At 53.0% G+C, this 14,126-nt stretch carries 10 protein-coding genes and 1 pseudogene; 9 read left to right on the top strand and 2 right to left on the bottom strand.

Features of this window, described 5'->3' with window-relative positions:
- Positions 1–102: 102 nt before the first annotated feature.
- Positions 103–1,143, bottom strand: a complete 1,041-nt coding sequence (locus NST99_RS02935) for an alpha/beta hydrolase (RefSeq protein WP_341089621.1) — start codon at positions 1,141–1,143, stop codon at positions 103–105.
- 288 nt (positions 1,144–1,431) lie between these two features.
- On the opposite strand from NST99_RS02935, the gene NST99_RS02940 reads away from it, so the two are divergent.
- Both NST99_RS02940 and NST99_RS02945 read left to right on the top strand, forming a co-directional pair.
- Complete coding sequence (locus NST99_RS02940; RefSeq protein ID WP_341089622.1) at positions 1,432–2,178, top strand: IclR family transcriptional regulator; 747 nt, start codon at positions 1,432–1,434, stop codon at positions 2,176–2,178.
- 2,191 nt (positions 2,179–4,369) lie between these two features.
- Positions 4,370–4,573 (top strand): annotated as a pseudogene (locus NST99_RS02945) (response regulator transcription factor); the annotation flags it as partial.
- A 174-nt stretch (positions 4,574–4,747) separates the two neighbouring features.
- Here NST99_RS02945 and acnA read toward each other — a convergent pair.
- Positions 4,748–7,492 (bottom strand): aconitate hydratase AcnA, encoded by a 2,745-nt coding sequence (gene acnA / locus NST99_RS02950; RefSeq protein ID WP_341089623.1) that lies wholly within the window; start codon positions 7,490–7,492, stop codon positions 4,748–4,750.
- Between the two features lie 266 nt (positions 7,493–7,758).
- Between acnA and NST99_RS02955 the strand changes: the two genes are divergently transcribed.
- The 7 genes from NST99_RS02955 to NST99_RS02985 all read left to right on the top strand — a co-directional run bounded on the left by NST99_RS02955 (position 7,759) and on the right by NST99_RS02985 (position 14,015).
- Positions 7,759–8,787, top strand: coding sequence for an amidase domain-containing protein (locus NST99_RS02955; protein ID WP_341089624.1), 1,029 nt, complete (start codon positions 7,759–7,761; stop codon positions 8,785–8,787).
- Positions 8,788–8,806: 19 nt separating this feature from the next.
- On the top strand, positions 8,807–9,898 hold the full coding sequence (locus NST99_RS02960; RefSeq protein WP_341089625.1) for a D-alanine--D-alanine ligase: 1,092 nt from the start codon (positions 8,807–8,809) through the stop codon (positions 9,896–9,898).
- A 49-nt stretch (positions 9,899–9,947) separates the two neighbouring features.
- Positions 9,948–10,265: a hypothetical protein gene (locus tag NST99_RS02965; protein ID WP_038585586.1), complete on the top strand. Its 318-nt coding sequence runs from the start codon at positions 9,948–9,950 to the stop codon at positions 10,263–10,265.
- Complete coding sequence (gene uvsE, locus NST99_RS02970) at positions 10,262–11,269, top strand: UV DNA damage repair endonuclease UvsE (protein WP_341089627.1); 1,008 nt, start codon at positions 10,262–10,264, stop codon at positions 11,267–11,269. The genes NST99_RS02965 and uvsE overlap by 4 nt, the downstream gene beginning before the upstream one ends.
- Before the next feature lie 162 nt (positions 11,270–11,431).
- Entirely contained in the window at positions 11,432–12,310 is an 879-nt protein-coding gene (locus NST99_RS02975) for an inositol monophosphatase family protein (RefSeq protein WP_341089628.1), read from the top strand.
- A 22-nt stretch (positions 12,311–12,332) separates the two neighbouring features.
- Positions 12,333–12,623, top strand: coding sequence for a hypothetical protein (locus NST99_RS02980; RefSeq protein WP_341089629.1), 291 nt, complete (start codon positions 12,333–12,335; stop codon positions 12,621–12,623).
- 105 nt (positions 12,624–12,728) lie between these two features.
- Complete coding sequence (locus NST99_RS02985) at positions 12,729–14,015, top strand: stalk domain-containing protein (protein ID WP_341089631.1); 1,287 nt, start codon at positions 12,729–12,731, stop codon at positions 14,013–14,015.
- Positions 14,016–14,126: the final 111 nt, after the last annotated feature.

Genomic DNA, 14,126 nt, shown 5'->3' on the forward strand with positions numbered 1-14,126 from the left:
TAAGACGGTAGCAGCTAAATAACAAAAATAGCGTGCAGAGTTGTATTTTATGAATACATTCTGCACGCTATTATTTTTGAAAAAAGATGATACCTTATGAGGTTATTTGCCAGCAATGGAAGTCTGCTCATTCTCCTGGTTCTTAGCCAAATGCACATTGCCCAGAAAAGCGGAAACACGGCGCAGATATTCGCGGGGATGCTCGCGGAACAGCAGCTCATGGTGGCTGTCCTCGACGATCCATGAATCCGAGTACGGGTTGCTCTGGTTGGCCGCAAGCTCTTCGGCAATCGGGTATGGCGCCTTGTCATCCTTCGTGCCGTGCATGAACAGAACGGGAAAAGGATAATCTTCAGCTTTTACCTTGGAATACGGAATTTGATTCAGCCCTGTGCCGTTCAGTACCGGAAAGAGCAGCTCCATAATTTCCAGGGAAGGCTGGCGGGGAAGATCGATATTTTGTTTGATATTATGGTAAAGTGTATCCGGCTCCAGCAAAAAAGTGCTGTCCAGAATCATCGCATCGACGTCCTTGGTAACTAACCCCGCCTGAAGCGCTGTGCCGGCACCCATGGAGAAGCCCCAAACGACGATCTCTCTGGCCCCCCGGTCCTTAGCAAACTGTATGGCGCCTAAGAGCTGCTGGGATTCTTTTTTGCCGCCGGTAGCGATATCCTTGTTGGTCTGGGCAGCGAAGCCGTAGTCGAACATGACGACGTTGAAATTCAGGCTATGGGCATAATGGGCCAGATCATACATCGGTACCCAGGATTCCTCGCGGTTGGCGCCGTAGCCATGACTGAAGACAATGGTTTTGGTAGAGTCCTTGGACGGGATATACCAGCCCTGCATCGTCCGGCTTCCGTCATGCGCCTGAAAGGTCACATCTTCATAGTCCAGCCCCTTGGCCAGTGAAGGGTTGGAGTACAGGGGAGCCACTGTCGGATTAGACAGCACCCAGGCAATATAGCCATGCAGGGCAATGAAGCAGAACACAAAGAAGAAAAATACGGATAACAGCAATGCAACTACAATATGTTTAACGCGAATCATCCCCAGTGAAAGGTTGGGGGCGATGTCTGACTTATCCTCCTTGGTCTTGCGTGAGACCGGTCTGCCGGTACGGTGAGTTGCCAGATCCATAAGATCCACTCCTAAAATCGCAAAGTCAAAATCAAGCTGAACTGCTTCATGTTATGAACTATTTCCATTTGTATCGGCATAATTAATTCATATGTTTAATCGTATGGTGACGCCCTCATAAAGTCAATGAATTCGCCGTTTTTGTAATCTAACTGTAAAGTGCGGCCCAGCCTTTTCCTGTTAGTTAATATACTGGACTTTCCTTGGGCTTTTGCTCTAAGATAGAATTAACTATGTACAATTATGTAACCGGGTTTCATTTAATGAAACAGGTAAGGGGAGATTGCTGTGGAGGATCGTAAACTGACCGTACGTGCTGTAGAGCGGGCGCTGGATATATTGCTGTGTTTTACGAAGGAGAATGATGATTTAAGCTTGACTGAGATTGCTGCCAAAATCGGCCTCCATAAGAGTACTGTGCACCGGCTGCTCACTACCCTGGAGGAGAAGGGTTTTCTGATGCGCAATGAAAGTACCGAGAAATACCGGCTCGGTATGCGGATTTGGGAGCTGTCAACCCATCTGCCGACGCTGGATGAGCCGGCGGCACTGCTGCTTCCGGCGATGGAGCGGCTGCGCGACCGGCTGGGAGAGACGGTCAGCCTCTATCTGCGCGATGGTTTGGAACGTGTGCGCATTCAGGCTGTGCAGAGCCGGCAGGCAATCCGACGGGTGGCGCAGATTGGTGCCCGGCTGCCCTTATCTGTTGGCGCTTCCAGCAAGGTGCTGGCCGCCTATGCGCCGCATGAGGTGCAGATCCGGCTGCTGGCAGATCCGGCTTGGCCGGAAACTGTAGATAGAAGCCTATACTTGGAGCAGCTTAAGGAAGTTACCCGCCGGGGTTATGCGACCAGCTTCGAGGAGCGGGAACCAGGAGCTGCTGCGGTGGCTGTGCCTATTGTCGGCCGCAATGGCAGCGTGGTGGCAGCCCTTTCCCTGTCCGGCCCTGTCAGCCGCTTGTCCCGGGAAACTCTCGAGGAATATGCTGTGGTTCTCTCGGAAAATGCAGCCGAAATGGGATTAATGATGGGTTAATCGGGAAAGTCTGGTTATGTAGTCGAATTATGGGGGTAAATTAAAGAGAAAACTGCCAGGAACAGTAATATTCAATTTGTAACTATAGTAAAAATGAACTATGATTACAAATTATAAGTTTCAGATTTTATAAGTAATTAAACTTTTATTCCGGGGGGGATGGGTGATTCCATTGAGCGCTGCAGTACCCGATTCATTAATGGAAGAGATTCAACAACTTCAAGACACATTCGGTGCTGTTACGAGTCAGGCTCTTGTGCTAACGGATCAGGAAGGAAACCTGATAACCCGTCCAACCATTGCAGGAAGGTTTTATAAGGAAATTATTGATTCCTTGCAGCACATACACCGTCCTTTTGAGCAGACACTGCGCCGCTTGGGGGCCTTGTCATATCCTGCCGTCTTGGACCGGTGGATTCCTGGATTGAAGTATATCATTACCCCGCTGGTTCCGGAGTACGGAGAGATTTACTATCTCTGGTCAGGCCTCTATATGGAGGAAGGTGCGAAGGAACTGGTATTGCAAGCCTTCGAGTCCAAGATGAAGAATCATCCGGAATATGATCAGCTAAGTTCCGAGCTATCTGCCTTACCCGAGAGCAGTAGTGAACGTATATTTGAGATCAGGGACAAGATAGCCGTTCTTGGCAGTATCCTGTGCAAATTAATAGGAGGCTCTGCCCTTAAGCCGGTGACGGAAAGAAACGCTATGATGATTTCGCGGCTTCTGACTCATCTGGAGGAGGATTTCCTGAAGATTGAAGAGGTGCTCCAGCAACTGGCAGGGACTTTTTCAGCCGCTGATTTGTATGCGTTTGCCAAGGAGAACGATGAAGGGCAATTCAAGGTGAATTATGCTGCGGGAAAAGAGGCACATCTTTTGCTGAATGCTGTATTTTCGCAAGGGGACGGTTTTTTTGGACAAGCGGTCCTCGGCAAAGATCCGAGACATTGGACAGACATTGCCAAGGATCCAAGATCTCTTTACTTCACCCGGCGGGGGATGACGCTGCCGGAATGCCTGTCCTGTTATCCGGTTTTGATCAACAACGGCAAAAGATCGCTTATGCTGGCAATCAGCTTTGGAAGAAACGAACAGGTTCAGGGCTACGACCGGCAGGAGCAAATCGTTGCCTCTTTGCTGGGAATATCCGACTGGGGAGAAATGCTGCTGCGCAGGGGAAAACTGCTTGAAGAAGGGACGTTCCTTCTTAAGGAAGCTGCTAGACTGCTGCCGCAAGCGTTGTCGAGGAAAGACCTGGGTATGCAACTGCTGGATGTTGTCATGGCCATGCCTTTTTATCCCCTATCCACGTTGGTTTACTTTCAGGAAATCGTGAGTTCAAACATTACGTATTTTTCCAGGGGCTGGGCCTCAGATGAGGATGCATTGTATGTCAAAGGGCTGGAGTCCCGCTACTCCCGGCAATCCTTTCTCTCGTCTGCTGTCATCTTTGAGGTGGCAGGAGGTTCGGTTCTGCTCGAATGTCCGCTGCTATCCGGGAACGAGTTCAAAGGACTCTTGTCTGTCGGATTCAGGGGGAGAAGTGAAGCAGAGCAATGGCAGACCTTCATCGAATCGGTAGCCTGTCTGGCCACTGCTGCCATTCGTCTTCTTGAGAAGGAAGAAAGGTATCTAGAGCAGGCCGAGGCCTTTTTGACCGAACTGCGCCGTTACCTCCAGAATGTAAACACTGAACTGAGCAGTCTATCGCTGGACGCTTCCAATATGGCGGCAGATTTTGCCCGTTACATAGGCCTGACTGAAGAGGAAGCTGAAAGGGTGGTAAGGGCGGCTCTGCTGTCTCCTTTCCAGATTGACGCGTTAACGGAGTTTGGATATTACCCGGATGAAATCCTGCTGTTGCAGCAGGTAGACGAGTTGGCCTCTCAATTCTTTACTGTGGAGAAGCCTCCCCTGCCTCTATCCGGCCAGGTGCTTGCGCTGATACTGCAGCATACAGGAAGAGGTGCCGATCAGCAACATCTGGGCAGCCTTCCGCACAAATGGATTGATCCATCCAGATACAGCAAGGACTACAATATTGCTTCCTGGATTGAGGATGAACGGATTTCCTCGTTCCAGTCGTTTCTGCTGAGCCGGGAGGATTCGCGGCCTAAGAAGAGAATCGTATCGGCAGCGAGGCTGCTGGATAGCCCGGCATTGACTACACTGAAGGAAGAATGGGGGGTCTCACCCCGGGAAGAAGAAGTACTTGAGCTAATTGTCCATGGGAAGACGAATAAGGAAATTGCCAGCACGCTGTTTATCAGCGAACATACCGTCAAAAATCACCTGAGCCGTATCTTTAACAAGATGAACGTAACCGACCGCTCGCAAATAATTGCACTTATCTATAAGAAGATACTAGATGCTGAACGCATCGAGATTTAGGCCCGATCCGAAGCTGCGGATACCGCTTGGATTGGATCAAGCATAGCCACAGGGTAAGCTAAATAGCCCCCGACAATCTCCCTTACGGGATTGTCGGGGGCTATTTAGTCTGTTCAGCACCGTCAGGATGGAAGGCAAGCCACAGTGGGTTCCACCCATCCTGACCAGCTGTAGTTATTCTACAGGCAGTGCAGTTTCCGAAGCGGCAGCATCAGCCAGCATCTGGCGGAGTACCGTCTGCAGAATGCCGCCATTGCGGTAGTAGTCGATGTCAACGGTGCTGTCTAACCGGGCAATGACCGGGAATTCAAACTGTGTGCCGTCCTCGCGGGTGGCGGTGACGGTGAGTTCCTGGCTTGGGAGCACGTAGTTGTCAAGTCCGGTGATATTGAAGGTCTCGCGTCCGGTCAGCCCCATGCTGCTCCAGCCGTGACCTTCCTGGAATTGCAGCGGCAGAACGCCCATGCCGACCAGATTGCTGCGGTGAATCCGCTCGAAGCTCTCGGCGATGACCGCCTTGACCCCAAGCAGCAGTGTACCTTTGGCGGCCCAGTCACGTGAGCTGCCTGTGCCGTATTCCTTGCCCGCGATAACGATCAGGTTCTGTCCAGCCGACTGGTACAGCATAGACGCATCGTAGATCGACATCACTTCTTCGCTCGGCAGGAAGGTGGTTACTCCGCCTTCCGTACCCGGTGCAACCGCGTTGCGGATCCGGATGTTGGCGAACGTGCCGCGCATCATCACCTCATGGTTCCCGCGGCGTGAGCCGTAGGAGTTGAAGTCGGCGCGTTCCACGCCATGGCTGCGCAGATATTCTCCGGCAGGACCGGAGGTGGAGATATTGCCCGCCGGTGAAATATGGTCAGTAGTGACGGAGTCGGCAAGCAGCGCTAATACCCGCGCGTTGCTGATGTCCTTGATATCTCCGACACCATCCGCCAGATGCTCAAAGAACGGCGGGTTCTGGATGTATGTGGAGTTGTCATCCCATTCATACAGCTCGCCTTCCGGCACAGGGATCGAATTCCAACGTTCGTTGGCAGTAAATACATTCTCGTATTTACGCCGGAACATCTCGGGACTTAGGGAAAGGCTGATTGCTTCACGAATCTCTGCCGAAGTCGGCCAGATATCTGCAAGGAATACAGGCTCACCCTGCGGATCATAACCCAGCGGCTCAGTCTTCAGATCAATGTTCACAGTGCCGGCCAGGGCATAGGCTACAACGAGCGGCGGTGAGGCCAGGTAATTTGCTTTAACCTGGGCATGCACACGGCCTTCGAAATTCCGGTTGCCGGATATTACTGCAGCTACTGTCATATCATGTTCTGAAATGGCCTGGCTGACTTCATCCGGCAGCGGGCCGGAGTTGCCGATACAGGTGGCGCAGCCGTAGCCGGCCAGATAGAAACCCAAAGCCTCAAGCGGCTTCAGGAGATTGGCTTTTTCCAGGTATTCCGTAACCACAAGCGATCCCGGAGTGAGACTGCTCTTCACGTAGCCTGGCTTAGTCAGACCGCGTTCCACGGCTTTTTTGGCCAGCAGCCCGGCTCCAAGCATAACGCTCGGGTTGGAGGTATTCGTACAGCTGGTGATCGCTGCGATTACGACGGCACCGGTGCTGAGCTTGCTGGTGCTGCCGTTCTTGTGCTGCACTTCCACGACTTCAGCAATCTTCTCATCACTGAGGCCGTAGCCTCCCTTGTCTACAGGTGTGCGGATGATGCCTTCGAAGTTCTCTTTCATATGTGTCAGCTCGACACGGTCCTGCGGACGTTTCGGTCCGGCAAGGCTGGGAACAACAGAGGCAAGATCAAGCTCGATGATGTCGCTGAACTGCGGGTCCGGTGTATCCGCGGTGCGGAACATGCCTTGAGCTTTGTAATAGTCACCAACCAGCTCGACCAGCTCATCCGGACGTCCGGTGCTGCGCAGGTAGGCCAGCGTCTCTTCATCAACCGGGAAGAACCCGATGGTCGCTCCGTATTCGGGAGCCATGTTGGCTACGGTCGCACGGTCAGCAAGGCTGATGTTGGCAAGGCCCGGTCCGTAGAACTCTACGAATTTGCCGACAACGCCTTTCTTGCGCAGCATTTGCGTTACTGTCAAGGCCAGGTCGGTTGCCGTAGCACCTTCCATCAGGCTGCCTGTAAGCTTGAAGCCAACCACATCTGGTGTAACAAAATAGAGCGGCTGCCCAAGCATGCCTGCTTCGGCTTCAATACCGCCCACACCCCAACCAACGACTCCAAGACCGTTGATCATAGTGGTATGGGAATCTGTGCCGACCAGGGAATCGGGATAGACTACAGTTTCACCGTCAACGGACTTAGTGGTGGCCACGGACGCCAAATACTCTAGGTTGACCTGATGCACAATTCCTGTTGCCGGCGGAACAGCGCGGAAGTTGTTGAAGGCTGTCTGCGCCCAGCGCAGGAAACGGTAGCGTTCTTCATTGCGTTCAAATTCCACATTCATGTTGTATTCGAGCGCATCGGCGGTGCCAAAGGCATCGACCATGACAGAGTGGTCAATGACAAGGTCAACCGGAACGAGCGGATTGATCTTCTTGGGATCGCCTCCCGCTTTCTTGACGGTATCGCGCATTGCAGCAAGATCGACGACCACGGGCACACCGGTGAAATCCTGCAGGACGATCCGCGCAGGAATAAAAGGAATCTCTTTATTGCGGTCTATGCCACCTGACCAGCCGGCCAGCTGTTTTACATGCTCTTCCGTGATCGCCCGTCCGTCATACTGGCGGACAGCCGCCTCAAGCAGTACTTTGATGGAAAATGGCAGGGATGAAATGCTGCCTGCGCCTTGTTCTTCAAGGGAATTAAGATGATAGTAGCGGTAGGTTTTGCCGCCTGACTCCAGGTTCTTAGCCAGGGAAAAATGGTCCTTGCTTGGCATATATGCGCCTCCTCGTTTCATCTGGTGAAACATCATTTCATATTGTTTGTATGTTAAGTATAACGGTTACAAAGGGGGGAGTAAAGTTTTTTTTGCTGCTTTTTTACCCAGATTTGCCCTGTCCCGTGCGCTTTCTTGCGCTTTGCCTAAAGCTTGGAAATTAGCTTGGCCTGCTTGTCATTCACTGATTCCATCTGTATAGCCGCAGGTATTCCTTCATATACATAGGACAGCAGCCAAACAGGGATGAAGGGGCGGGAAACGGGATGGAATTAGAGTGGAAGAAAAGCTTGTATGTTTATGTGGATCAGTTAAACAAGGCGCGTGTGGCACCGGGGGCCGATCCGCGCCGTACTGCCGTCATGGACCCGCGTTATCTCGTGGCCCAGGGGGAGCGCTCCCGGCGGCTTGCCCAGTGGTATAACCGCCGGGGGATTACTCCTCTGCGTGCGGAGACCGGTGTCAGGACACTGCGCACCGTCCGCCAGAATCCGGGTGAGGTCGTAGCCGATGTAGCGCTGCACAGTGCACTGTATTATGAGAAGGGCGGAATGACGCACCGCGAGGATACGATCGAGACGGAACGTCTGACTTTTGTGCGGGAAGGCAGTTCATGGGAGATAGCCACTGTGGAGCGCAGTGTGCAGGAAAGAAATACGCAGCGCAGAGCACTGGAGGCGGATCCCGCACTGCGGTTGTCCAAATGGGGTGAGGTACTGCCTGCCCCGCAGCCGTCGCAGCCCCTGCTTAACCGGAATGTGCTCCGCGGGATTGCCGGATCAAAGGAGGTCCGTTACCGCCGGGAAGAAGCGGCGGCTTATGCTGACCGCTGGTGGAAGGACGGCAACCCGGAGTTTGAGGTTTTTGATGTGGACTGCACAAATTATGTGTCTCAATGTCTCTTTGCAGGGGGCGCACCTATCAACTATACTGGTAAAAGAGAAACCGGCTGGTGGTACAAAGGCTACAATGGAGCGCAGGAATGGTGGAGCTTCAGCTGGGCTGTGTCGGACAGCCTGCAGCGCTATTTGAGCGGGGAGCGGAACAGCGGACTTCGCGCTGAGGCCGTGGAGCGGCCGGATCAGCTGATGCTTGGCGATGTCATCCTGTACGACTGGGACGGCAACGGCCATTACCAGCACAGCACGATCGTCACTGCTTTTGACGCGGGCGGAATGCCGCTGGTGAATGCAAGAACGGTCAGCAGCCGTCACCGTTTCTGGGATTACCGTGATTCCTATGCATGGACCGACAGAACGGCCTACCGTTTTTTTCATATCAATGACTACTTATAATCCAGAAAGAGGTTAGGGCATGGGGAACACAAAATTAACCGTAGGACTGGTGTACGGCGGCAAATCCGGAGAGCATGAGGTATCGCTGCAGACGGCATTCGCGGTTATGAACGCTTTTGACTACGATAAATATGAGATTATTCCTTTCTATATTTCCAAACAGGGGCTGTGGAAGGTCGGCGAAACACTCACTGCCGCTTACAGCGGAATTGAGCAGTTGAAGCTTGCCGGGGCAGCCGGAGATATGGGCGCAGCATTGAATACGGTATTCAGCGGGCTAGCGGGCGGGGAGAAGAGCATTGATGTGATGTTCCCGCTGCTGCACGGTACCAATGGGGAAGACGGTACGATTCAGGGCCTGTTTGAAATGGCGAATATTCCTTATATCGGCGCAGGTGTGCTGGCTTCATCCGCAGGTATGGATAAGGTCGTGATGAAGAAGCTGTTCGGCGAAGCGGGTCTTGCGCAATGCGATTATTGTTATTTCAACGCTGCCGTATGGAAGCACAAAAGCCATGAGCTGATTATGGGGGTAGAGGATAAGCTGGGTTACCCTGTGTTTGTCAAGCCGGCCAATCTGGGCTCCAGTGTGGGCATTTCCAAAGCCGTAGACAAGGAAAGTCTAATCAAGGCTGTCGATTTTGCTTTCCGCTATGATACCAAGGTCATCATTGAAGAATTTGTTGATGCCCGCGAGGTGGAGGTTGCCGTACTTGGCAATGAGGACCCCGAGGCTTCCGTTCCGGGTGAAATCGTCTCTTCCGGAGAATATTATGACTATGCGGCAAAATATATCGACGGCAAATCGCAGATGCTGATTCCGGCTCCTGTCGATCCTGAGGTGGCGGACCGCCTGCGTGAATCGGCGATTGCTGCCTTCCGGGCGATCGAAGGCAGCGGGATTACCCGTGCCGACTTCTTCGTACGGAAGTCCGACGGCCAAATTCTGATTAATGAAGTGAATACAATGCCGGGCTTTACGCCGTTCAGCATGTACCCGCTGCTGTGGCGCGAGACAGGTGTATCGTATCCTGCTCTGCTGGACCGCATGATCGAGCTGGCGCTGGAACGTTACAAGTATAAACAAGGCCTCAAATACGACAATGAATAAAATCAGGTGAGCGGCGGGGTCCTTCCGGCCGGAAAGGAGAGACAACAGCATGGGGTTTCAATCGGAATTCAATTCGGTCTGCAAGTTCAAGAATGAGCAGGAGCTGTATGAACTGCTCGAGTACGGCCGCACCAAGATGGTGAAGCAGGGGTTTCGCGTGTATCCGACCGGCCAGAAGGTTATTGCCTATACACCGGAGAATGTGGCTGTGGCGATCGTCAAGATCTCCGCTTCGATCGCGGAGATCAACTTCCAGGGCAATGAGGTTACAGCGGTCGAGATGGAGCTGGTACGCAAGCTGAACGAAGAAGAGTCGCGGGTGCAGACGGCGCTTGCCTATGAGATGTTCTTCGGAGAAGAAGGATGATTGTCCGCTTCGGATATGTAGCCATGTCCACTGTCATCCCAGACTGTTCACCATCCAAGACAATGACGATGGCAAGCTTTGCGAAGCTGAACGACCGTGAAGCCGGGCTGCGGCGTCTGGCGACCCTTGCGAAGATGAACCTGCATAATACGCTGCGCCTCCTGAAGCATAATGCCGGCTCAGATATTATGGTGTACCGCATGACTTCCAAGCTGATTCCGCTGGCAACGCATCCTGATCTGCGGGACTGGAACCCGTTGGCCGTACTGGCTGAAGAGTTTGCCGAAGTGGGCAGCTATGTGAAGAAGCACGGGATGAGGGTGTCCTTTCATCCTGATCACTTTACGGTGCTCAGCACGCCCCGTCCTGAGGTGCTGGCGAGTTCTATCCGTGATTTGCAGCATCATACGGATATGCTCGTTGCAATGGGGCTGCCGGCAACAGCCAAGAGCAACATTCATATCGGCGGAGCCTATGGGGACAAGCCTGTGGCGGCAGCGCGGTTCCGGGAGCAGTTTGCAGGGCTTGCGCCTGAACTGCAGGAGCGGATTACGCTCGAGAACGACGATAAGACATTTAACGCGCGGGAGACGCTGGAGGTTGCCCGTAGTCTCGGGCTGCCGATGGTGCTCGATATTCATCACCAGTGGGTGAATAATGAAGGCGAGCTTCCATGGGAGCTGTGGCCGGAGATTCAGAAGACCTGGAAGAGTCCGCTGGCACTGAAGGATGTGCTTCCAGGTGAACTGCTGCCGCCTAAGATCCATGTCTCCAGTCCGCGCAGTCCTTCTGATCCCCGCAGCCATGCCGATGGTGTGGAACCGGCGCCGCTGCTGGCTTTTCTAAAGCGGATTGCAGCCGATACCCCTGCTGTGGATGCCATGATTGAAGCGAAATCGAAGGATGGTGCCTTGTTTGGTCTGATGGAGGCTATGAAGGAGCTGGCGGAGGCCGGCAACGGAATTACGATATTGGACGGGGCGAGTATTAATATTGAGCCGTAACCTGCACCATGCCAGAAGATTTGGGCAGGAAGCCTGGCAGGTTTGACTTGATAAGTAGACTGAAATAAGGTACGTTGAATGAAACTTAAGCAGCAGTGAGCCTGTGTGTAGCAGCAATGTTTCATGGGAGAGCGATTAAGTAAAAGAAAGTGGAGTGAAGATATGAATCCTTTAAATCCTGAGAACCGGAAGGAACGGGAGCCCTATGTAGTTACAAGTAAGGGGCACACGGCGGTAGCGATTAACGCGGCAGCCAAAGCGGGGGAATGGATCAAGAGCAGACAAGGTCAAGTGAAGGAGCTGGGCAGCAAGACATCGGCCCAGGACCTGGTAACGGAAGTTGATAAAGGCGTGGAGCAGATGATCCGCCGGCTGATCCTGACCCATTATCCCGACCATGCTATCCTTGGGGAAGAGGGTGTTCAGCCGGGAACAGATTCGGTTGCCGCCGCTCTGGAAGAGGGACGCCAACACGAATACCTGTGGATTGTCGATCCGATTGACGGCACCACCAATTTTGTGCACGGATTTCCGTTCTACTGTGTTTCCATCGCTCTCGCCGTTAAGGGAGAACTGACTGTTGGTGTTATTTACGACCCTATCCGTGACGAGATGTTCGTCGCCGAGAAGGGTAAAGGAGCTTACATGCACGGCGTGCCTACCTCGGTTTCTGCCGAGACGGTGCCTGGGGACAGTCTTATTGCGATGGGTTTTCCACCGGACCGCACCTTTGCACAGCCGGCAAATATGGCGGGACTGCAGCAGATTCTGCCTCAGGTCCGCGGCATCCGTGCCGGAGGTTCAGCTGCGTTGCATCTGGCCTACGTGGCGGTTGGCCGGGTGGATGGTTACTGGGAGGTCGGCCTGAGTCCTTGGGATTGCGCAGCGGGCGTGCTGCTCGTTAGGGAATCCGGCGGCAAGGTTACCGATACCTTGGGTAATCCTTATGACATCGGCACTCGCCATGTTGTGGCGAGCAACGGTAAAATTCATGATTATCTGGTTTCATCCCTGAAGGAAGCCAAAGCAACGGGATTTTAGCTTTAAGGAGGCAACTGGAACCATGAGCAGTAATGATGATCTGGAGCGCAAGCTCAGTGAGCTTTTGGAAGACGGGGACATGGAGCAGGGCGACAACAAGGACAAAGAAATCCGTCAAATCTCGCCCAAGTATGAAATCCGGATCCAGACTACACTCGATCCTATTGTAGAAGAAACCTTGCGCTACCGTAAAATAGCTTATGAACTGGATGACCGTTATGACAGATATCTGGAGCGTGCAGGGAAGAGCCATGCTCCCCGCAACGCCGAGGGTACAAAGAACAGCACCGGGTCCGGCAGCGGACAGGAATAAGTCACCGGGCCAACAGCAGGAGCGGTTTCCCGAACGGGAAACCGCTCTTCTGCGCAGAGCGGCCGAATGTTAGAATGGAATTATATTACTTTTAGGAGGGGAACGATGCTGAATACATGGAGGAAAATAGCGGCTGCCGGAACAAGCGGTCTGCTGCTGCTCGCCATACTGGTTAGCGCAGGTGCAGGATACGCCAAGGCCGAGGAGGCTGCTGCAGCAACCCAGGGAGCGGAGCAGGATATCTTTCGCATTGTAGCACTGGGAGATTCGATAACTGCCGGATATGAGCCGGGGATGACCGATGTAAACGTGAAACCCTACGGTTACGCAGAAAGACTGCTGGAACAGGGGTATTATCATGGAAGAAGCACACTCGGCAATTACGGTATTCTGGGGCTAACCTCAACAGGGCTGCTTAATTATACCGGAGCGATTAAAGACGGGGCTGTGATTACAGCTGAGGGTATTCAGGCAGGGCTGCCCGATCCGCGGATAGAGCAGTTTGCGGCACTGACTCCGCAGATTCGGACCGAGCTTGCTCAGGCGGATCTAATTACAGTCACGATCGGCGGAAATGATGTCAGCAGCCTATTCCTTCAGTACAAGCAACTGACGGATGAAGATTTCCAGGCTCAGCTGGAGCAGCGTTTGAGCGCCTACAATACGAATGTGAAGACAGCGCTTGAGAACATCCGTGCCGTGAACCCGCAAGCAACCATTCTGCTAGCCGACCAGTATCAGCCGGCTCCCAAATTTGCGGTAAAAGAGGCCTATCCCAAGCTGATGGGCGCAGCGGAGCGGTTGACAGCCATGGCGGACAGTATTGCGGCCAGTTTCGACCAGACCGGAGCACCGGTGCGGGTAGCCCATATTGCCAAACAATTCGTGGGTCTTGAGGGCTCGCTGACACATATCATATCGTTGGATTTTCATCCCACACAGCTGGGGTATGAGAAAATCGCCCGGGTGTTTGCAGAACTGCAGTGGGGAGAATACCGCACACCGTCTGCTCTTGCAACAGCGCCGGGTTCGGCACCGATGTCGATTGTGGTAAAAGGCACAGAGCTTAATACCCCAAATAAGCCAGTCATTAAGAACGGCCAGAACTTTCTCGCACTGCGCGATGTTCTTAATGCTGTGGGTGCCAGTGGAAAGTGGGACAGGAAGACAGCCAGCGCAACAATTGTTTACGGTGACCGGACGGTGGTTATTACCATTGGCTCGAAGTATATTAAGGTCAACGGGGAAGATCAAGCAATTGATACACCGGCGTTTCTGCAAAAGGTCGGCAAAGAGGAGAAAACTTACCTGCCGCTTGCCGCACTTGCTACGGGACTCGGTTTCGACGTGAAATACAGCAGCCAGTTGAAGACTGCTTTCATAAATCCATAAAGCTGCATAAGATAATAGTGTAACGCCTTGAGCAAATACTTATAGGTGCAAGTTGCAATTTATAAATCATCATTATGAATTTAGCCCGCATGGCAAAGGTGGATGAGTGTT

Source organism: Paenibacillus sp. FSL L8-0470 (assembly GCF_038008625.1).
Taxonomy (GTDB): domain Bacteria; phylum Bacillota; class Bacilli; order Paenibacillales; family Paenibacillaceae; genus Paenibacillus_AQ.